This is a genomic window from Paenibacillus maysiensis, assembly GCF_000520815.1.
Lineage (GTDB): Bacteria > Bacillota > Bacilli > Paenibacillales > Paenibacillaceae > Paenibacillus > Paenibacillus maysiensis.
This window is the reverse complement of sequence record NZ_ASRY01000208.1, coordinates 22797-44035: the sequence shown is the minus strand read 5'-3', so window position 1 is coordinate 44035 and position 21239 is coordinate 22797. Positions and strand designations below refer to the sequence as shown.

Here is a 21239-nt window from a genome sequence, read left to right as displayed (position 1 = left end):
AATTTGCCCTAATCGAAGGTGATCTCATGATATTAAATCCTGAAGTTGATCCAGCTCTATTCGAAAATTGCCATTGGCTTCCTATCATTGACTGGAATGTGAAATTTTTTGGCGCTCATATTCACCGGGTCAAAGCAGACTGGTGTATGCCCGAAGAGTCACATATCGGTTTTGAAATTGTACTGATTTTGGAGGGTCGTCAGGAGACGATCATGGAAAATAACGTGTATTCGGTTGGTGTCGGGGATATTCTGATCATTCCGCCGGGATTCAAGCATGTGAGCCAATGCGCTTCCCCAGACGGGATGTATTATTTCAGCACCCATTTTAATGTGGATGATCCGTTGTTCCGTCAGGAGATGATTAAGAGCAATCAGCTCTTTTTCCCGGCGGGTACTGAAACGAACATGAAGTTGCAAAAGGTCGTGCACAGCTGGATTGGCATGATGCAGGAGAACGGAGAATATACGACAGCGGATCGTTTTCGCATGCAAATTGCCTTGTTTGAGCTGTTCGGAATATTCTCGCAAATGATATCTACCCGGATGGAGCCTACGTTTTCGCCCTCATCCGTTCAGTATGCCAAGGCCATTATGGAGGCCATTCAATCCAGGTTCAAGCCTTATCGGGATGATGAATCTGCCGAGCCGACGTTCCGTATTGAGGATGTGGCAGCCTCCCTCGGGATCAGTCCCGGATACGCACAGGAGGTATTCCGCAAGGTATACGGCTATTCGCCGCGACACTACCTGTCGGAGACGAAGCTGCACGAGGCGAAGGTGCTGATTCAGCAGCCCAATCTGCCGCTGAACAAGATAGCTTCCCTGCTCGGCTACTCCAGCTTGGCCCATTTCAGCAGACAGTTCAAGCGCTGGACTGGCACCAGTCCGCTTAAGTACCGCCAAACGCTGAGTCCAGTTACTGAGCAGGATTAAGGTGGGAATCATTCAAAATCACAAAAATAACAGGTGGTTCCTAATTAAAGGAAAGGTACCCGTAGAAGCCTCTGATTTTAAATAATAAAAATATATATCCCTTCTCCAAAAAACAAAAAAAGGCGCGGTCTGAAAAAATCAGATACCGCGCCTTTTTACACCTCAAGATCTCACAGTCTTACATCCCCTATATGCTGGTGTACCACATACATCATTCCCATCAAAAACAAGGCCAGCCCCAAATAACCGATCCCAAATTTCCAGCGTGATGACGTGGGTACTTCGTAATATTTATCATTTTCAAACGGAATGTAATCCATCTCACACAACAATTTAAGCTGATACGCATCCGGTGTCGGGATATGCTCCACACCATTCAGCCATACATGCTGGACAAGACACTGCTGTGGCAGCAAAAGCGTCTGCTCCACATCAAGACTTTCCATATACACCGTCACATATTGCTGCCCTTCCAGATCCGAGTAGGTATTAAAGGATAGTCTACGAGTATGCTCCGGTCCGGGCAGTGGGTATCCTTGCTCATAAAGATGCTGTACGTTAACCAGCGGCTTTAGCAATAGAGATTGGACCTTGACCTCTCCTTTATTGCGTTTCACATATTTTTTGTACAAATCGTAGGCAAAAAGCGCCCATATCAGGAAAAATAAAAAGGATTTTAAATACACAATAACGACGATTCCACCCAACAAGCCGACCAGCCATAACCACCGCGTTACTGCCGTGGAAATCCGTCCTCCGTCAAGCGGGTGAATCGGCAGCAGATTGATCAAATTCAGGAAAAAACCAACATACGCCAGCGCATACAGTAATGGACTATCTGTTGCATAGGCTCCTGCGTATACCGCCATAGCACCAACCGTGCCCAGTAACGGGCCGCCCATCGCCACATACGCCTCTGTTTGCGCATCCAACGGATGCCGTTTCATCGTAATCAGCGCACCCAGAAAAGGGATGAACAACGGTGCCGACACCGGAAGTCCTTTGCGCTTGGCAGCCCATACATGCCCCAGTTCATGCACAAACAATAGCAACACGAATCCGACCGCAAATCCCCACGGGTAAATGATCGCATATGTGCCAATCGTTATCGCCATAGATACCAGCACACCGCCGAATTTACCGAATTTCAATAGAGCCAACAACGACTTCCCTTTCAAAAGAAGCAGAGCCGCCGCGCTGCCTAGATACCATTTGGATGAGCCGGATTTGGAATTAGCCTTTTTATCTTCTTTTTGCAAAAGCGTCCGCCTCCTTTCTCTACACCTCCATTGTATCCTGCTCTGTACAGCTTGTAAAAACTTCCTTGCTTCAATTAGTGTACAGCATCCGTTCGCTTCATCAATTCAACGTACTGAATTAACTCTGCCTTTTGCTGCTCCAAGATACGAATTCTGTTCGCTAACCCGGCAAAAAAAGCTTCGATCTGGTCCCTGATCACATTAGCCGAATGCCCTCTCCATTCATGCAGACGACCATACAACACCCGCGCCGCTTGTTCATCTGTGCGAAGCTGAGCGAGCAGCCATGTCAGCTCTTTTTCCGCAAGCAATAACTCTTCCAGTTCGACCCGTATTTGTCCGTTCAAATCACTGTCCGCCTCCTATGTATCCTACTGACCATAAAATATATAAACATTATCAGTACCTTGTTACGAGCCGCTGTCAGCTTGAATAAATTGCTCTATCTTGTGCTGAAGGTAATACAGAAATTCATTCGTATGTTGCAAATACCATTGGCTAAATTCTGTCATTGAGGAATCAAGCTGCGTTACAATCGGATGTAATCGGCGGCTCTGACTTGTATGCATGTAGCGGGAAAGTCTTACCCTGACACGCTGAAAATTTGCATCGCATTGTTGCGCGTTCGCCTTCCATTTTTCGGCTACAGCGAGTAAATGCTCCGGCATGACCTGAATCGTACCCACAGAAGCAGATGTAGCTGCCGTTACCAGCGCTGCCTTTTGAAATTGAGTTAAGGTCTGTCCTAATTGATGTATCCAGCCGTCCACCGTATCCATCAGGTTGAAGTCAGATGGAATGCGCGGAGATTCCGTGATACGTTCGCCTGTTACAGGATCGTACAGCGGATTAGAGATATAACCGTTCTCAAAATCATAATGTTCTAGTTTGTGATAGGCAGGTCCGCTTAAAGTGTTGTCAATTTTCTCTTTAACACCCACTCCGTTATTCGCTGTTTCATAATTAGAATCCACATAGTACGTTGATCCAACGTGAAGATCGTATCCTCCAAAGGCACCACTGGCAATGATATCACCCGGATGCAAAAAGTTTGTAATTTGATGGTCAAATTCGCCATTTTCGGCTTTATGCCGATATTCCGTTGTTAGACTGGAAATGACAGAAGGAGCGCTAAACGTAACGGCGGTCAAGCCCGTATAAGCCGATACATACTGGGCATTTCCTCCCCCCAGCGAATGTCCTGTTAACGAGAAATTGTAGTCTTTGTACTTCTTCTGTAAATCCTTAGCATAGTCTTCGGCTTGATAGAATTGATTTGAGCTACCAAACAAAGCCTTATCTACGCTCTTTTCTTTTTCACTAATCCAGTTATTCAGTGCCGTAAATCCTAAGGTATCATCCATTTCTTTCATCTTCTCGTTGTAGGCATCCGAATGAATATCTAAACCATTGTTAATTTTCCGATTGATTTCAGGAAGAGCTAGGGTGGCATCGTTATACAAATCCTGTGGATCATCCGTTTCTGTCCCACGATAAGCAATGACAGCCTGTTTCGTTTCTTCGTTGTAAAATGTAGTGGCCGCTAATCCTGAATCCTTACGGCCGAGCGTGTCTAACACTTTCCAGCCGGGAAGTTTTTCTACTGGCTTTTCACCAGGTTTCCATTTTCCATACGCTTCTTCTGACATTATTTTATAAGTTTCATCATTAACTTGAGATGAGTCACCCATAGTAATTACCTCCAGCTATCTATTACTTATCTAATTTTGAGTATTGGGATAAGTCCCATTTTGGATAAGAACTTTTTCTAACTCAGGATTTATACCAAGACCAGAGGCTTTTTGAGTAGTATAATCTACAGAAATGGAAAACTCTTGTTTTTCATGGCCAATAACATGACCCCTTAGATCAATTTTACTGTTTACATAGGTTGGCATTTTTTTGGCATATGTGATTTCTACGTCAAGCTTGTATTTCTCCTTCAAATATTGGACAGCCGTAGCCTTCGCTTTACTAATGAGTTCAGCATCTTCATCTTTATTCACCTTTTGGCATCCTCCCAATATTAAAATTAGAGCTATTAACACCATTATTCCTTTTAGATATCGGTGGCCGATTCTAATCATCCCTTTCATATGCACAACGTCCTATCTTATATCCACAAAATCCCTTTTATGAATTGTACCTTTTCTCTACGGAAACAAACAATACGCCTTTAGGCTTAAGACATGATTAAGTCCACAGCATCAAAAGGATGTAGAAAATCCACGTTCTTAGCTGAATAGTTTCAGTTCAATAATAAAATTATCCATATTTTTCAATAAAATTCCGGTTATGCCCTTATAATATTCGCCTCCAACTATTAACTACTTGTCTAATGAATTTGTATTCGGATAGGTTCCATTTTCGATAAGGACTTTTTCTAATTCGGGACTTATAGCAAAATCCGAAGTTTCTTGAGTTTCGTAATTCACAGAAATGGTGAAATCCTCTTCCGCACGGCCTATTACATTACCATTTATATCGACCTTACTCTTTACATAAGTTGGAAATCTTTTTTTTGCATATGTGATTTCTACATTTAATTTATACTTATCCTTCAAATACTGGACAGCCGTATCCTTAGCTTTATGAATTAATTCAGCATCTTCATCTGTATTCACTTTTTGACATCCTACTAGTATTAAAATGAGGACTAGACATAACCTCATTCCCCTCAAAAATCCCACTTGTCTAATCTCGATCACCCTCTCTCAGCACGTAGATGTCTTCGTTTATATCCAAAACTCTATTTAGATATAAGAATAAAAATCAGCTACTCCCTTGGTTTATATCCTTTTTCCATAAGAACATTCTTCAATTCAGGGCTGTATAGAAAGCTGGAAGTTTCTTGAGTTTTATAATCAACGGCAATATCAAAGGTCTGTTCTGGATTTCCTTTCACATTACCTTCCAAATCAACTTTACTGGAGACATACGTTGGTAATTTATGTTCATAGGTAATTTCTACATCAAGACCATATTTATCTTTCATATGCTTAATTACCGTAGCCTTGGCTTTACTGATCAGTTCAGCATCTTCATTTTTATTCACCTTTTGGCATCCTACCAGTACTAAAATGAGGGCTATCAATACCAGTATTCCTTTTATAGATTGGTGACTAATCTTCATCATCCTTTCGTGTACATAACAACGATTTAAGCCGAACTCAAAAAATGAGTATAAAAGCGAAGTAGGCAGAATGATGCTGTACAAGTGAAGCTGTGGTGATAGGAAGCACCATCCGGCTACGCAGTGTCACGATAAGAAACTTTTAAGTTCAACTTATATAGCTCAGTTTATGTCCTTTCTTTAACAAGCCCTTTTCCAATTCAGGTTCTATAACAACATTAGAAATTTCCTGATTATTATAATCAATCATTATTCCAAATGTCTGTTCTTTATGGCCAATGACATTCCCCTTGAAAGTGACTACATCGTCCACATACGTTGGTAACTTATGTTCATAGGTAATCTCTACATCAAGACCATATTTATCTTTCATATGCTTAATTGCCGTAGCTTTCGCTTTACTGATCAGTTCAGCATCTTCATCTGTATTCACCTTTTGACATCCTCCGAGTATTAAAATGAGGACTATCCCCAACATCATTCCCTTTACAAATCCGCCACAGCTAATTTTAATCCCTCTTTCCACAACGAAGTCATCTTGATCTATATCCACCAAACTCTTTCTCTTTCCATAAATTGTATCGTTAGTTCCCCTGTTCATTCAATAAGCTTTTAGACATAGAACTCATTTCATCCCTATAGTAATAAAATGGAAAAGTATTTCCACCCGTATAGTCGATTAGTTTCATTTCTCGCATAATATTATCCATATATTTCAATAATCATCCGCATGTGTCCACGATCACGCCTGTTCTGTTATCATGAAAGAAAACGGAATGACTCAGGAAAGGATTGCGAACCATGAGCTTTGAACTTACCCGACGGGTCATTAGACAGCTATGCAGTCAAGCCGCTTATGACGACGGGGACGCCTATTATCGGGCCAAAAGAGTGGCCTTTACGCAAATAGATCATGATGATGGTGTGTATGAGGCCACGGTCAAAGGCAGTCGCTTTTATGCCGTTGCTGCTATGATCCGCCCCAACGGCCGTATCCGCGCGGAATGCACCTGTAACACATTTCAGACCACCGGACAGTATTGTAAGCATATTGCCGCTGTTCTCATTAACGCCCATGAAATGCTGCACGGAAAAAGCCTGTCTGTGCGTTCTTATGCTTCCAGACTCCATTCCGGCACGACCCCGGATTCAGTAGAAGGAACTGAAGCAGACGGAATCTATACCGCTACCGATGCTCAGTATGATTACGCCCAGACCACACGATTCTCTGGCATCACGCAAAGTGACCTCCAACTGACCGACAGTATGCTAAAGCTATTCAGCAGCAAGAAGCCGCTACGCAGCACCCCTACCCTGCTGGATACCCGCGCTGTTCTGGATTTTCAGTTTGTGATCCGTCCCTTTGCCTACGGCTACCAGAAGTACATGTTTGGCATAGAGATGAAAGCCGGACCCAAACGATTGTATATCGTCCAGAAAATCCGTCCGTTTCTCGACAGCATTGATCATGGCGACAGCTACATGTTTACGAGAAACTTTTCATATGAGCCTCAGTTATACCGATTTCGGCTCGAACATGACGCCATTCTCCAGCAGTTGGTTCAGGTTCGCCGCAATGAGCGGATGATTCGGGAAACCTCGGGTACGTATTCGTCCTCTGGCAGCCATATGAGTGGAGAACGGATGCTACTCATTCCACCTGCGGCCTGGGAAAAGCTGCTTCCCTTGCTGGCAGCAGCGCAGGGCGTCCAGTTTGAAATTCACGGAAACACAACCGAAGGTATTCCTCAGTCGGACAACATGCTGCCGCTGCAATTTGAATTCGATAGGGCCGAGGCTGAAACCGAAGGCTACCAGCTAAGCATTCAGGGACTGGCTGATCTCACCATTATGGAGGACTACGGCATCGTCATTGCTGATGGCAAGCTCGTAAAGCAGAAAGACGATCCGCTGCGACGTCTGTCCGAGCTAAAACGGATGGTGGAGGTCCACCACAAGCGAAAAATTCAGATTGCACCGGAACAGATGGAGTCTTTTATGGACAAGGTCGTCCCCGGGTTGACGAAGCTTGGACGTGTCCATATGACACGATCTGTCTCTGAGCGGGTGACACAGCAACCATTGAAGGCGAAGCTATATCTGGATCGGGTAAGAGATAAGCTGCTGGCAGGACTTGAGTTCCAATACGGGGAAATCATCGTGAATCCGCTGGAAAACGACGAGCGGAAGCCTGACAACGAGCGTATTCTGATACGGGACGGGGAGCAGGAACAACAGATTTTGGATCTGATGGAGCATAGCTCCTTCGCCAGGACAGACAGTGGATATGTTATGGAAGATGAGGATGCGGAATATGATTTTCTGTATCATACCCTGCCACAGCTGGAAAAGCTGGTACAGGTATATGCGACAGGTGCCGTTAAATCGAAAATAAACAACACCCTGCCCACCCCAAAGGTACGAGTAGAGCTGGACGAACGGACCGATTGGCTTGAGTTTACATTTGATATCGAGGACATTCCGGAGTTGGAAATCCGCAAGCTGCTGAAATCACTGGAGGAAAAGCAAAAATATCACCGCTTGCCGAATGGCGCTTTGCTCCCGCTGGAAACAGAGGAATACAAGGAACTGATCCGGTTCATGAACGAAACGGGAATTCGCAAAAGCGACCTGGATGCCGCACAAATTCGCATACCCGTTACGCAAGGACTGTATTTAATAGATCCCCACGATCAAGGGAAGAACCTGACGCTGGGCAAAACGTTTCGCCAACTGCTGGAGAATATACGCAATCCCGATCATCTCGACTTTCCAGTACCCGATACACTCGCTCCGATCCTGAGGGATTACCAGGTCTATGGCTTTCAATGGCTCAAGACGTTGGCGCATTACCGTTTCGGGGGCATTTTGGCTGATGATATGGGACTGGGCAAAACGCTGCAAAGTATCGCCTTCCTTGTCTCTGTGCTGCCGGAAATCCGCAATCAGCAGCTTCCAGCCATGATCGTGTCCCCTGCGTCACTGGTGTACAACTGGCGGAATGAGCTGGAGAAGTTTGCACCGCATATCCGCGTCGCTATTGCAGACGGTAACACGGATGAACGCAGTCGGATCATCAGGGACGCAGCCCGGTATGATGTCATCATCACCTCCTATCCTCTGCTGCGTCGGGATACGGACTTGTACGGCAAGCTATCGTTCCACACGCTGATTCTGGACGAGGCGCAGGCATTCAAGAACCATGCCACCCAAACGGCACAGAGTGTGAAGGATGTAAAAGCCCGTTATCGTTTTGCCCTTACTGGAACGCCGGTGGAAAATACACTGGAAGAGCTATGGTCCATCTTCGATGTTGTATTTCCCGAGCTATTTCCCGGTGGCAAAAGAGCATTTCACAATCTCACCCGGGATGTGATCGCCAAGCGGGTACGTCCTTTTCTGCTGCGCCGCCTCAAGAGCGACGTTCTGAAGGAGCTGCCGGAAAAAATCGAATCCGTTCAGGTGTCGCGGCTCCTGCCGGATCAGAAGAAGCTGTATACGGCCTATCTGGCCAAGCTCCAGCATGAGACATTAAAGCATCTGAATGAGGAAGGCTTCCAGAAAAACAGGATCAAGATCCTTGCGGGTCTGACCCGGCTTCGCCAGCTCTGCTGTCATCCGGGCTTATTCATTGAGGGCTACACCGGAAGCTCAGCCAAGTTTGAGCAGTTGCTTGAGATCGTTACGGAATGCCTTAGCTCGGGTAAGCGAATGCTCATTTTTTCACAATTCACGACGATGCTTCAATTGATCGGACGTGAGCTTGCTCAGGAAGGAGTGCCCTACTTTTATCTGGACGGGCAGACTCCCGCTTCAGAACGTGTAGAGCTGTGCAGCCGTTTTAATGAAGGAGAACGCGATCTGTTCCTGATTTCTCTGAAGGCAGGAGGAACCGGCCTGAATCTCACCGGAGCAGATACCGTCATTTTGTATGATCTGTGGTGGAATCCCGCTGTAGAGGAACAGGCTGCCAATCGCGCCCACCGGATGGGCCAGAAAAAAGTCGTGCAGGTGATTCGTCTTGTCGCGCAAGGTACGGTAGAGGACAAGATGTATGAATTACAGCAAAAAAAGAAAAATCTCATCGACCAGGTCATCCAGCCGGGACAAGAAACCCTTTCGGCACTGACTGAGCTGGAGATTCGTGAACTGTTAATGATCTAGGCAGCGTTATTTTTCATAGAAGAGACTTCTGGATCATACGGCCTGGCGCTGAAAGAATTCTATGTTCTCACGTTTCTTTCAAGATTCAAAAATAAACCTGCACATCGCCATGTGGTTCATACGGCCGTGCAGGTTATTTTTTGTGATCAGACAAACCACCCGGCCAGTAATGACCGTCCCTCTTTCTTCACAATCCCTCCAACCTGAAATAACTGGGGATATTTTTCAATGTTCAAACCATAACCAGAGTCCGTGAAATGGTACATTCCACGGACCTTGCATAGTTGAGTATAGTGGATTAATTTGAATGATGCTGTACATTAACAACGTGGGTTCGTAAATGTTCTTGTTGTTGAAGCTCTCCAAAAACCCTTATTTATATAAGAATTTAGATAATCCATAATTACTTGTTCGATGCAACCATATTTATTTGTATTGTACAACTATAAAATTCCATATCAATCATTTATTTAAAATTATAACTATTCCAACATTCTGATGAACCACTACATTAAGGAGGAACTTATAATGAACCATCCTCTTCATGATTCTCACAGGAATAAAGCAGTGGAGCTTATTGAGTATGAGTTAACAACATTTATACGCCGCGCAGTATACATTGATCAGTCTGAGCACAAAATCGGCACTTTGGAGCGCGCCACATATCTGCTATTGAGGCAGCTCATGGAGTATGGCCCCACTCGTGTAAAAACGCTCGCAGATATGTTTCTGCTCGATATTTCTACCGTCAGCAGACAAACGGCCGCATTGGAAACCAAGGGACTGATTCGCCGTCTATCCGACCCTTCGGACGGGCGCGTCAGCCTGTTTGAAATCTCGGAGCTGGGTAAGAAACTGTTGCTGAAAGACAAGAAAATGAGAGTAGCCCGGTATTGCGAAATGCTGGGGAGCTGGACAGATGAGGAACAGGGAAAATTCGGGGAGCTGTTAGTACGGCTGAACAAAACCTACATTGAGGGATAACCCCATACAGATGTCATAAAGCAAGATGTCACTGAAAAAAGTCCAAAACAAAAGGTCCAATTGCGGTAGAAGCACCCCGCAATTGGACCTTTTGTTAATCCTGCTTCAATACTCTAACTTCAATGGGAACCAGATTAGACTCAATCACGGAACGCTGAGGCTCAAACCACTCTGGCAGCATCAGCTTGTGCCCCAATTCGTTCAGCTCCTCATCCACGGTAAAGCCGGGTGGATCGGTCGCAATCTCGAACAAAATACCACCTTGCTCCCGGAAGTATACAGCATTGAAGTATTGCCGATCCACAATGCCGCTTGTCCCAAAGCCATGCTGGCGAACCGTTTCGTCCCACACCTGATGTTCTGCATCATCCTGCGCACGCCAGGCGATATGGTGAACTGTACCCGCGCCGCCGTTACCCCACGGCACATCTTTTACTGGAATGTCGATCAGGTTGCCCAAATCTCCAGTCGCCTGATAACGGATGTAACCCACATCTTCACCAATGGGAGTCATACCCAGAACGTTCTCCAGCACACCTTGCGTATGCTTGGAATTAGCACTGAACAGCACTGCGCCGCCAAAGCCCTTGATCGCTTTATCCGCTGGTACGCCGCCTGCCGTCCACGTGTTGGTCGGGCCTTCTTCCCGCTCCACCAGTTCCAGACGCAAGCCTTCATTATCCTGAAACTGAATAAATGATTCGCCGAAACGAGCTGATTTTGTGAAGGATACCTTCAAGTTGTGCAGGCGATTTTCCCAATAATCCAGGGTACCCGGCGGCACTACATACGTTGTAATTCCTACCTGCCCGCCTCCGAGCTTGCCCTTGCGTGTACCCGGAGCCGGAAAAAAGGTAATGATCGTTCCCGGGCTGCCTCCTTCATTGCCAAAATACAAATGATATACTTCAGGAGCATCAAAATTAATCGTCTTTTTAATCAATCTCAACCCAAGCACGCCTGTGTAAAAATCAACATTGCCCTGCGGGTCTGCTGCAAAGGACGTAATATGGTGAATTCCTGCGGTTTTCAATGACATGTTAATCACTCCTTTGGATAGTCTCACATATTATAAATTTCAAAATGCGTTGTAGCTGACAAATTGGCCCACTGGCTTGCGGTATCCACGCCCACGCTGCCCTGATACATCTTCTTTACCCAAGGTAATCAGCATCACAGGCACGAAATTTTCCGGAATATTCAATACTTCCTGTACCTTCTCCGGGTCAAAACCGATCATCGGGCAAGTGTCCCAGCCTTTGTCCTTGGCAATCAACATGAGCTGCATGGCAGACAGGCTAGCATTGCGGATCGCTTCTTCTCTTTGGAAGACAGGTCCACGCTCGCGATAGAACTGGGTTACCGATTCCACCGTACTGTCATATTCCTGTTTGCTCAGGATACCCAGATTCAGAAAGCCTTCATTATATTCAGCTACTTTTGTATAAGCCTCTGTATCCCCGAGCACCACAATTGCGGCCGAAGATGTTAATATTTTATACTGCTTACTTGCCTCGTCATGCAGTCTTTGTTTCATATCTGTATCCTGTACCACGATATAATGCGCATGCTGTAAATTAAAAGCCGATGGAGCAAACTTCACTAGCTGGAATATTTCTTCCAGTTCTTTTGCATCTATTGTAACATCAGGAATAAATTTAGAAGCTGATCTTCTCTCTTGAATAATATTCACAAGTTCGCTCATGTTCAGTTCCACTCCTTGATATTATTTTCAAATTAACTATCTTTAAATTAAGAATATATCCATTTGTGGTTTCTGTCAAGTAAAACTATAAATATGTTAAGTAAGTATGTCCTTAACTTTGTATTGCGTATGAGAAGGGTTTTAACAATGTTCTAGTACCATTAGCATCATACAAATTCTAATGGAATCATCGTCAAACACACCTTTCACAGATCAGCTGCCCGTATTCTCATCGTAATCGCTTCACGTTGCGCTTTGGTTAAGCTCTTGAAGACCAGCTCATACGAATGGTCCATCATGCTATACAAATCCTCTAATGGGAAGGTAGAATCGACCGTTACCGTGTTCCAATGCTTTTTACTTAAATGATATCCCGGCTTAATCGCCTTGTTTTGCTCACGCAGGTTTTCCGCAATGACCGGATCACATTTCAGAGATACGTGGCTAACGCCGTCCTTTTCGGTCAGGAGAGCAAACATCTTGCCCCCTACTTTCAGCACCAGCGGATCAGCACCAAATGGATAATCCTTAACAGCCTCTTTTTTGCTCAGACCATACGTTACAATTTGCTCGTACATTAGCCTTCTCTCCTCTACTCTAGTCATCGCCCTATGAATCTATTTGTGCCCTATTATATCACCTTCATGCTCTTCAAATACATCACGTCCATGCTACATTAGGGTATCTGTGCCAAAAGGACTCTGTAGTCACCTTGAGCAAAGGCTCCCTGTGGACAGGTCCGTGAGCTCGTGCGGGTCCTAAAGATTTAATGTTATGCAAGAACCCTATATTTTGGTATAATTCCGTGAGAGGCTGTATCGAAAAAATCGAACGGTACTCTGGTTTAGTGTAATTCAATATGTAGATGTGTGAGCCTATGGAGGTGAATTCGTTGGATTTTGCTCTGACCCGCAAGGACCGAGACAAAAGAACGGTCGCAAATTGACTCTTTTTTTGCCTTTCGGACCTTTTCAGCGATGTGCTGAAAGGTTTTTTTTGTGATCTAAAATAAAGGTAGGAAAGGATTTGAATGCAACCATGGCAACCTCGAAAGCACTTAATATTTTGCAATTGAAGAAAATGAAACAAGCAGGTTTACCTATAAGTATGATCACGGCGTATGACTATCCATCTGCTCGTTTGGCTGAGGAAGCCGGGATCGATATCATCCTTGTTGGTGATTCCGTAGGTAATGTGCTATCTAATTATAATTCGACACTGCCTGTCACTATGGACGATATGGTCTATCATACACGGTCGGTCGTGCGCGGAGCAGAACATACCTTTATTGTCGCGGATATGCCATTTATGACGTACCACGGGAGTAGTGAGGAAGCCCTTACTAATGTACGCAGACTCATGCAAGAGGGACATGCCCATGCCGTGAAACTAGAAGGGGGAATGGAGATTTGCGACACCGTGAAGCGAATTGTTCAATCCGGCGTTCCGCTCCTGGGGCATATTGGACTTACACCACAGTCTGTGCATCAAATCGGCGGCTACTTCATTCAAGGTAAAAACTCACATGGCGCTGAGCGCCTTCTAAATGATGCCCGGGCACTGGAGCGAGCGGGGGCTTTTGCCATCGTGCTGGAACTAGTGACAGAGGAAGTAGCGGAGACCATTACCAAGGAGATATCTATTCCGGTTATTGGTATCGGTGCCGGAAGATACTGTGATGGCCAGGTTTTAGTCTACCATGACATGCTGCAATACTCCTCTCCTTATCGTGAGAAAAAGTTCGTAAAAACGTATTCGGATATAGGTACTCTGATCCGCAACAGCATCGGGCAATATGTCGAGGAAGTGAAGGATCGTTCTTTTCCGGGCGAAGAGCATGTTTTCAAGGCAGATGAGAACGTCGTAGAGCAGTTGTACGGGAATACAAAGGTAAAGGCAGGGATCATATGATGCGATTTTTGATTGTAGGTGCAGGGGCCATTGGAGGCTACTTCGGGGGACGTCTTGTTCAAAAAGGAGAAGACGTGACCTTCTTCGTACGTCCTTCCAAAAAATCTCAGTTGAAAGAGAACGGTCTGATTGTTAAAAGTGTTCATGGGGATTTCCAGACGCCAATCCACGCTATTACATATGGTGAAGCTGCCGGTCCGTTCGACTGTATTATCATTTCAGTCAAAGCGTATCATCTGCCCCAATTGCAATTCGATCTTGAGCCCTATATCGGTGATCATACCATGATTCTTCCGTTACTTAACGGTTATGAACATTTTGACTCTTTACGCAAGCAATTCGGTCCGGAAAAAGTGCTGGGCGGATTATGTTATATCGAAACTACGCTAGATCATGATGGCTCTGTCGTTCAGACAAGTCCATTCCACCGTATCGTCTTCGGTGAGTGGAACGGAGTGCAATCAGAGCGTACACAAATACTGCTTAATCATCTCGATCATGCAGGCTTCACAGTGACACGAAGTCAGGATATCCAGCGTGAAGTTTGGCAGAAATATATACTTATTGCCAGCTTGAGTGGAATTACAACACTGATGGATGCCTCGGTTGGGACTATACTTGCCACGGCAGAGTCACGTGCTATATACGAAAAGTTGCTGCATGAGATTGTCACACTTGCTCGCAACGCAGGAATGCCGATTGATTCAGAGATGGAAGCTCATACACTGAAAACGATGGAGTCCTTTCAACCAGAGATGATGTCATCCATGCAACGTGATATGTATAAAAAGCTTCCGATTGAAGCCAGTCACCTGCATGGTTCACTTCTTGCATTGGCTTCTGCCAGTAATGCCGTCTATCCCGTACTTGAAACGGTATATGCCCGATTAAAGGTATATGAGAGCTTATTGGACACCTTCTAAAATTCGAACTTTAAAGTCAGTTAAAAGGGCAGCAGCAGCTACGGAGATGAAAATAAAATCTCCGACTGCCGCTGCTTTTCTTTTAACAGCTTTTACACCTGTCTCGAACAGGCTTGCTCAAGCCCTTGAAGCGATGCTAACAGTTCCTGCCTCGTTTCAAGGTTTGTAATTTCACCTTCCTGATTTAGCTTCAATGTGATATGCGGAATAATGACCTTTCCTTTTTCCACAATCTCTGCATTGATCATTTGCAATGTGAGCAACAAAGAGGCATGTGCCAGATTCCCACCCATAGGAGAGGGCGACGCGCTAATAACTGCTGTAGGTTTATTTACAAATTCGCCCGAAGAAACGATCCAATCCAATGCATTTTTCAAAGTACCTGGAACACCATTCCCATATTCTGGCGTACAGATCAATACCCCATCCGCTTCTTTCAGTTGTTCCCGTAGCTCCTTTACGGAAGCTGGCCCGTCATCTACATCCAGGTCAGGATTAAAATGAGGAAGCTCACCCAATCCGTTATAGATCGTGAACATCATATTCTCCGGCGCTAACCCGATGGTAGCCTTCAATAATGCTGTATTGGAGGACTTTTGACGAAGGCTCCCCGATATAGCCAATACCTTGATTTTCTGGTCCACCAATATCATCCCATTTCTTTTCAACTTGATCATATCTTTTATACTCAGTGTACTACAGATAACCAAGAAATTAAAAAATGTGTGAGGGCCAGCATTGAGGCAGGGGCACGTAACCAGTTTGTGTACGGAAGATCGCCCTGGGGAACCATCATCGAGTTGATTAGCTACCCTGACGGTATTCGCTATCCGCAGGATAGCAAAGCGTCCCGTTGGACACCTCCTGATTGATGATGAGCGCAACCCTTCCTGTAAATAAAGGGAAATAAAAAAATGCCTGCGGCTTCGCAGGCATTCGTTATTTATGGATCGTAACTATACAAGGTTAGAATCTGTGGCGCTGAGTTAGGTATCCTTCTCTGCCTTGCGTTTTACCCCAATCAGATCGAGGAAGAAAACAAACAGCGGAATACCTACAATCAAGCCCCAAATTCCAATCAGATGTTCAGAGAAAATCAATACGACAAAGGTAAAGAATATCGGTAAATTGGTTTTGGAAGACATCAGCTTCGGATTCAGGAAATAGGCTTCAATCGCATGTATAACTACAATCAGAATAACCAAGTAAATGACATATTGAATGCCGCCGACACTGAAAGCAATCAGACCGAGCGGCGCCAGCGAGATAAACACACCTGCCACTGGGACCAATCCCAGCACGAATATGATGAGCGCAAGACCCAGCAGATTAGGAAAGCCCATAATCCAGAGCGCAATCGTAGTCAATATACAGTTAATCAGTGAAATCAGCAGTTGAGCCTCCAGCACCTTCCCGAACGTGTCCAGGAACATACGACCAAAATGGCCCACTTCCTTGAAAAACCAGCCCAGCTTGCTATCTACAAACGTTGCTGTAAAGCGTGTAATATAGGATTTTTCCATCAGGAAGAATAAGCTCAAAATAATCGAAACCAGCAGTTGTGTTCCCAATTGACTGACCTTCATCACTGCATTCAAGCCCGGCTCAAACAGCCGCTGAACATTCAGCGTGTCCATAAATTCGATAATCGTTTCGTTCCATTGATTACGATCAGGATACATATACGCTTGCTGAATCATGAGATACACCTGCTTGACCTGTACAATGATTAGCGGCACCATTCGGTAAACGCCCCACACCATAATCAGGATTAGCAGCCCATACACCAGAAGCAGCACGATCATTGACGGCACATTGGCGAACCGCTTGACCAGCTTATTCACTCCGTTATATATACTCCCAATCAGGATCGTAAGCAGCAGTGTTAACAACATAATATTCATCATGCTTCTTAACATAAACAACAGCAAAACGATTATCGCAAGGACGGCTATCCGCCTGACGCCCGCATGATTCATCCAGTTTCTTACCATTCGTCTTTATTCCCTCTCTCCCACTTGTCTGTCAACCTTGCAATCTTCCCCAGCATCAACTTTCTCTTTTTAACAATTTACTGTTAGCGATCAATAGAGAACCTACCATGACTAGGATAGCAATAGACCACCAGAATGTATTTTTAGCATCATCATGATCTACAATAATGAGCCTGATGACGGCCGTGATCCCAATATAGATGAAATAACGTAATGGAAAATGAAAATTGGTTTTAAAGTACTTAACTATTAATGCAATGAATTCAAAATACAAGAAGAACACAAGCAACTCTTCCGTGAATTCATAGTAATTTTTGTCGGCCTCTGTATACAAAAAAACATAGGAAAAGATGGACCATGTTTCTTTCAGCAGCAAGAAGCTTAAAATCAGTCCGACCAGAAACAACGAGATATTCAAGATCATTTGCAGAAAACCAGGTAATTTTTCAATATGCTTCATAAAAGCGTTCACTACAGATCCCCTCACTGGTTGTACAGTTTCTTTATTATATTATCGGCGGAATTCATGAAAAATGCTACATTACTTTTGGTGTAACCTTATTGAAAGTGTATATTTGCTCCGGTAACATAACCAATCGAAGTAAAAATAAGGGTCCATACGAGAGAGCCTGCGCTTGCCACCAGCATATATTTTCGAACAGGCATTGCGCTAATCCCGGACAAATAGCTTGTCGCATGCCTGACGCCCGGAATGAAATAACCGACCAGAATGGTCCACAGCCCGAAGCGTGCAAACCACCCCTTCACCCTTGCAAACCGCTTCGGTGTCAGCCCGACCCACTTGCCGTGCTTATCCACTAACGGCTGTCCCAGCTTTTTGCCGAGCGTGTAGCTGATCATCATACCTGTCATCGCCCCGATAAAGCTGACCAGCACAGACATTGAATAATTCAGTACCATGATGGAGGACAGATAGCCGACAAAGATCATAATAATTTCATCTGGAACCGGAAGGCCGATAATCCCGAGAGCAAGAAGTGCAAAAATAGCAATGTACCCGTAATGTGTAATCATGCTCATGGCCCATTCCATAGGGTGCCACCTCCTGATCGGTTATTTTTTGAAGGACGGGAACGGAATACGACTAACCATCAGGAAAGACAGCACTACCATGAGCCCAAGCAATAATTCGGGTCGCAAATGCTCACTCCATAAAAACATAAAGGACAAAATCACACCCGCAGCCGTAATGGGCATGCCTACGAAGCCTTTACTAAAAGCCAACAGATTGAATCTTGCCAACCTTACCGCACCGCATATCACAAACAAAACAGCCACAAGCGGCCCCATCCAATGTGTACCTCCCAGTTGGTAGAACAAGGTCAAGAAAGCAGGGGCAACGCCAAATGAGACTACATCCGCCAGCGAATCGAGCTGCTTGCCAAATTCACTGGAGCAATGCAGCAGCCTTGCCAGCAAACCGTCCAGCACATCCCACAAGGCAGCCACTATAATCAGAATAAAAGCGGTCGTATATTGTTCATGAATCGTGTAAAACAGGGATAGTACCCCTGCCCCCAGATTTGCAATCGTGCATAGTGAGGGCAACCAATTCCATTTCATACTGCTTGACTCCTTTGCCATAGCTTAACCTTCGAATATGACGACAAAACGAACGCCATCCTTGGTATTCTCCGCCATATAGCGGAAATCGTGCAAATCTAAAATCCGTTTGACGATCGACAGTCCCAGTCCAGTTCCCCCTGTCTGACGGCTGCGTGAAAGCTCGGCCCGGTAAAAGCGTTCCCAAATTTGCTCCAGCTGATCGTCGGGAATCGTTTCCCCTTTATTTTCAATGGAAAAGGTATTGATTTCCCCGGAGCCTTCGATACAGATCGTAATCGAACTTCCTTCCTCGGCATGCCGGATGGCATTCATGACGAAGTTGAAAATCACTTGCTCCAGCCATCCGGCATCGGCGTGAATCGGCAGCTCATTAGCAGGGATAATGACCACTTCCAGATGCTTTTCCTTTAACAGATGGAACAGCTTGTCCACGACTTCCTCCACCAGCTCGCTCAGTATAAAGGTCGTTTTGCGAAGCTTGAGGGTACCGGATTCCAGCTTGGCGAGGTCCAGCATATCCTTGACCAGTCGCTCCATTTTGTCCGCTTCCTCCACAATCACCTTGATATAGTGGTCCTGCTTCCCGGCACTAACGCCATCCTGCAGCCCTTCTGCGAAGCCTTTAACAATACTAAGCGGGGTCTTCAGCTCATGAGAGGCGTTGGCAAAAAAGTCCTGCTGCACAGCCTCCATCCTCTGTTTCTGCTCCATGTCCTCAACCAGTTGCTGGTTAGCCTCCTGAAGCTCGCGCAAAGCGGTGTCCAGGTTCTGGGACAGGGTATACATGCTGTAGGACAGGCTGCCCAGTTCATCATTTTGCCGAATCGGTGTATGGGCTGTAAAATCAAGCTTAGCCATCCGTTTGGCAGTATTGTTCAAGGCAATGAGCGGACGGGTCACCATTCGGGAATAGAACAAGGACAAAATAAGAATCAGGGCAAAACCCCCGATGCCCAGGTACAGATAGAACCAGCGCAGAGCTTCATTCGTCTCGCTGATTTCCTGCAACGATGTCACTGTGAACAGCAGGTCGATCTCTCCGGTGCTTTGTCGCACAGGATAGACAATGACCGCATTACGCACACCCGTCCAAGGCTCCGTCCACTCTTCCTCCAGCACTTCAAAATTCTTGAGCTTCTCCAAATGGGTCTGCGACAAAGGAAACCATTCCTCCAGCGCACTAAACAGCAGTCCTTGCCGCTGGCTCCAGGTTTTCAGATCCGGCAGCACAATTTCTGTCACCGTACCAGACAACCTTACACTGCCCTCTGTGCTCATCTCTTCCGATGTCGTTCCTATATGTTTGGAGCCTGGCTTTTGAATGCCCGACGGATAAATGAAATTGACGGAAGAGATACCGTCGGATTCCAACACTTCACCTTCAACGGTTAACGTGTCACCCGGCTGAATCCGGGCCGCTCTCAGCTCATCTCCGAACTGGTTCATAAACAGAGATAACGATATTTTAACGATCTGTCCGTCTGCTTTTCTGAGATTGATATGGAACGGGTCATCCAGCTTGACTTTGCCGTCCGGCGTTACAATCGCCAGCTGGTTCTTATTCTGAAGCATAAAGCGAGCTGCCTCTCGCGAAACCCTGCCCGATCCCCAAGCCTCATTGACATAGCTTTGACCGAAGCTTTGCAAACGGCTTTCTACACGACCAATCTTCTGTTGCTGATAAAATTTTTCAAAAAACAGAAATTGACTTAAAATCACCATCCCGTAAAAACAAAGAAAAAATACAACGGTCATAATGAACAACTTAAAGGTAACTCCCCGTTTGTTCATTCTTCCTCCTCAAACCTGTAGCCTGTACCAAAAACGGTCCGGATATGGCGTGATTCACGGCCCAGCTTGCTTCTCAGCTTTTTGATATGCGTATCCACGACCCGCGTGTCTCCTTCAAAGTCGATCCCCCACACCCGGCTAAGTATCGCATCCCGTGAAATGACCATACCTTTGTTATGTATAAGCAACCGTAGCAGCTCATACTCCTTGGGCGTCAGCTCGACTTCCGCCTGATCCACCTCAAGCCGATGAGCCATCGTATTGAGAATGGCCGTGCCGAACCGCAGGACATGCGACTCAGGCAGCACATGGCCCTCCACCCGTTTCATCAGCGCGTTCGCGCGGGCGATCAGCACCTTGGGGCTAAAAGGCTTGGTAACGTAGTCATCTGCTCCCAGCTCAAAGCCCAATATTTTATCATCTTCACCGGATTTGGCGGTCAGCAAAATGATCGGCACCCCGGAACGGCTGCGAACCTGACGGCATACCTCCCAACCATCCAGCTCTGGCATCATAATATCGAGTATGATCAGGTCGGGCTGCACCGAATCAAACCAGATTAGCGCATCTTTTCCATTGCCTGCTTCATAGACTTCCCAATTATTCTGCTTAAAATAATCCGCAATGACTTCACGGATACGTATTTCATCCTCCACGAGAAGAACCCTTTTATTCAATCGACTTCCCTCTTTCGGTCATTCTAGGACAACAGCATACCAAAGACATGTGTTCTTTATGTGTTCTTGGCACCTCTTATCAGCAGAATCTACCTTGGATTAGGGCAAATTTGTCTTGGCTCAGACCATCTCATCTCCTATGATCCTACCCTATAATAAGAAGAGATACAAAAAGC

The 21239-nt window shown here is 45.5% G+C and carries 23 protein-coding genes; 6 read left to right on the top strand and 17 right to left on the bottom strand.

The window, feature by feature from the left end:
* Window positions 1–26 precede the first annotated feature (26 nt).
* On the top strand, window positions 27–935 hold the full coding sequence (locus L696_RS0114990) for an AraC family transcriptional regulator (protein ID WP_025684368.1): 909 nt from the start codon (window positions 27–29) through the stop codon (window positions 933–935).
* A gap of 170 nt (window positions 936–1105) precedes the next feature.
* Here L696_RS0114990 and L696_RS0114985 read toward each other — a convergent pair whose 3' ends face one another.
* From L696_RS0114985 to L696_RS0114955, 7 genes are all read right to left on the bottom strand, one after another.
* Window positions 1106–2194 (bottom strand): site-2 protease family protein, encoded by a 1089-nt coding sequence (locus L696_RS0114985; protein ID WP_025684367.1) that lies wholly within the window; start codon window positions 2192–2194, stop codon window positions 1106–1108.
* A gap of 74 nt (window positions 2195–2268) precedes the next feature.
* Window positions 2269–2541 carry a hypothetical protein gene (locus L696_RS0114980; RefSeq protein ID WP_025684366.1) on the bottom strand — a complete coding sequence of 91 codons (273 nt, stop codon included), beginning with the start codon at window positions 2539–2541 and terminating at the stop codon, window positions 2269–2271.
* A 63-nt stretch (window positions 2542–2604) separates the two neighbouring features.
* Entirely contained in the window at window positions 2605–3885 is a 1281-nt protein-coding gene (locus tag L696_RS0114975; protein WP_025684365.1) for a Tle-like phospholipase domain-containing protein, read from the bottom strand.
* Window positions 3886–3915: 30 nt separating this feature from the next.
* Window positions 3916–4200: a hypothetical protein gene (locus L696_RS0114970; RefSeq protein ID WP_049827396.1), complete on the bottom strand. Its 285-nt coding sequence runs from the start codon at window positions 4198–4200 to the stop codon at window positions 3916–3918.
* 321 nt (window positions 4201–4521) lie between these two features.
* Entirely contained in the window at window positions 4522–4818 is a 297-nt protein-coding gene (locus tag L696_RS0114965; RefSeq protein ID WP_025684363.1) for a hypothetical protein, read from the bottom strand.
* Between the two features lie 152 nt (window positions 4819–4970).
* Window positions 4971–5249: a hypothetical protein gene (locus tag L696_RS0114960; protein ID WP_025684362.1), complete on the bottom strand. Its 279-nt coding sequence runs from the start codon at window positions 5247–5249 to the stop codon at window positions 4971–4973.
* 226 nt (window positions 5250–5475) lie between these two features.
* Entirely contained in the window at window positions 5476–5880 is a 405-nt protein-coding gene (locus L696_RS0114955) for a hypothetical protein (protein WP_025684361.1), read from the bottom strand.
* A gap of 248 nt (window positions 5881–6128) precedes the next feature.
* Between L696_RS0114955 and L696_RS0114950 the strand changes: the two genes are divergently transcribed.
* Window positions 6129–9491: a DEAD/DEAH box helicase gene (locus tag L696_RS0114950; protein WP_025684360.1), complete on the top strand. Its 3363-nt coding sequence runs from the start codon at window positions 6129–6131 to the stop codon at window positions 9489–9491.
* Between the two features lie 528 nt (window positions 9492–10019).
* Window positions 10020–10475, top strand: coding sequence for a MarR family winged helix-turn-helix transcriptional regulator (locus L696_RS0114945; protein ID WP_025684359.1), 456 nt, complete (start codon window positions 10020–10022; stop codon window positions 10473–10475).
* 94 nt (window positions 10476–10569) lie between these two features.
* On the opposite strand, the gene L696_RS0114940 is transcribed toward L696_RS0114945, so the two are convergent.
* The 3 genes from L696_RS0114940 to L696_RS0114930 form a co-directional block, all read right to left on the bottom strand.
* Window positions 10570–11514 carry a ring-cleaving dioxygenase gene (locus L696_RS0114940; RefSeq protein ID WP_025684358.1) on the bottom strand — a complete coding sequence of 315 codons (945 nt, stop codon included), beginning with the start codon at window positions 11512–11514 and terminating at the stop codon, window positions 10570–10572.
* A gap of 39 nt (window positions 11515–11553) precedes the next feature.
* Window positions 11554–12180: a nitroreductase family protein gene (locus tag L696_RS0114935; RefSeq protein WP_025684357.1), complete on the bottom strand. Its 627-nt coding sequence runs from the start codon at window positions 12178–12180 to the stop codon at window positions 11554–11556.
* A 206-nt stretch (window positions 12181–12386) separates the two neighbouring features.
* Window positions 12387–12758, bottom strand: a complete 372-nt coding sequence (locus L696_RS0114930; protein ID WP_025684356.1) for an MmcQ/YjbR family DNA-binding protein — start codon at window positions 12756–12758, stop codon at window positions 12387–12389.
* Between the two features lie 460 nt (window positions 12759–13218).
* Here L696_RS0114930 and panB point away from each other — a divergent pair, with 460 nt between their 5' ends.
* Together panB and L696_RS0114920 are read left to right on the top strand one after the other, a co-directional pair.
* Window positions 13219–14091 (top strand): 3-methyl-2-oxobutanoate hydroxymethyltransferase, encoded by an 873-nt coding sequence (panB, locus tag L696_RS0114925; protein WP_025684355.1) that lies wholly within the window; start codon window positions 13219–13221, stop codon window positions 14089–14091.
* Window positions 14091–15014 (top strand): 2-dehydropantoate 2-reductase, encoded by a 924-nt coding sequence (locus tag L696_RS0114920; RefSeq protein WP_025684354.1) that lies wholly within the window; start codon window positions 14091–14093, stop codon window positions 15012–15014. The genes panB and L696_RS0114920 overlap by 1 nt, the downstream gene beginning before the upstream one ends.
* Before the next feature lie 92 nt (window positions 15015–15106).
* Here the strand turns inward: L696_RS0114920 and L696_RS0114915 are convergent, their stop codons facing one another.
* Window positions 15107–15667: an NADPH-dependent FMN reductase gene (locus tag L696_RS0114915; RefSeq protein WP_025684353.1), complete on the bottom strand. Its 561-nt coding sequence runs from the start codon at window positions 15665–15667 to the stop codon at window positions 15107–15109.
* Window positions 15668–15739: 72 nt separating this feature from the next.
* On the opposite strand from L696_RS0114915, the gene L696_RS29600 reads away from it, so the two are divergent.
* Window positions 15740–15886 carry a hypothetical protein gene (locus L696_RS29600; RefSeq protein ID WP_209440968.1) on the top strand — a complete coding sequence of 49 codons (147 nt, stop codon included), beginning with the start codon at window positions 15740–15742 and terminating at the stop codon, window positions 15884–15886.
* Window positions 15887–16000: 114 nt separating this feature from the next.
* Here the strand turns inward: L696_RS29600 and L696_RS0114910 are convergent, their stop codons facing one another.
* From L696_RS0114910 to L696_RS0114885, 6 genes are all read right to left on the bottom strand, one after another.
* A complete protein-coding gene (locus L696_RS0114910) occupies window positions 16001–17008 on the bottom strand; it encodes an AI-2E family transporter (RefSeq protein ID WP_025684352.1) in 1008 nt (335 codons plus the stop codon).
* A 55-nt stretch (window positions 17009–17063) separates the two neighbouring features.
* Complete coding sequence (psiE, locus tag L696_RS0114905) at window positions 17064–17480, bottom strand: phosphate-starvation-inducible protein PsiE (RefSeq protein WP_025684351.1); 417 nt, start codon at window positions 17478–17480, stop codon at window positions 17064–17066.
* Between the two features lie 86 nt (window positions 17481–17566).
* Window positions 17567–18061 carry a DedA family protein gene (locus L696_RS0114900; protein WP_025684350.1) on the bottom strand — a complete coding sequence of 165 codons (495 nt, stop codon included), beginning with the start codon at window positions 18059–18061 and terminating at the stop codon, window positions 17567–17569.
* Window positions 18062–18082: 21 nt separating this feature from the next.
* A complete protein-coding gene (gene pssA / locus L696_RS0114895; protein WP_025684349.1) occupies window positions 18083–18592 on the bottom strand; it encodes a CDP-diacylglycerol--serine O-phosphatidyltransferase in 510 nt (169 codons plus the stop codon).
* 24 nt (window positions 18593–18616) lie between these two features.
* On the bottom strand, window positions 18617–20386 hold the full coding sequence (locus tag L696_RS0114890; protein ID WP_025684348.1) for a sensor histidine kinase: 1770 nt from the start codon (window positions 20384–20386) through the stop codon (window positions 18617–18619).
* Complete coding sequence (locus L696_RS0114885; RefSeq protein WP_025684347.1) at window positions 20383–21063, bottom strand: response regulator transcription factor; 681 nt, start codon at window positions 21061–21063, stop codon at window positions 20383–20385. Before L696_RS0114885 ends, L696_RS0114890 begins: the two co-directional genes overlap by 4 nt.
* Window positions 21064–21239 lie beyond the last annotated feature (176 nt).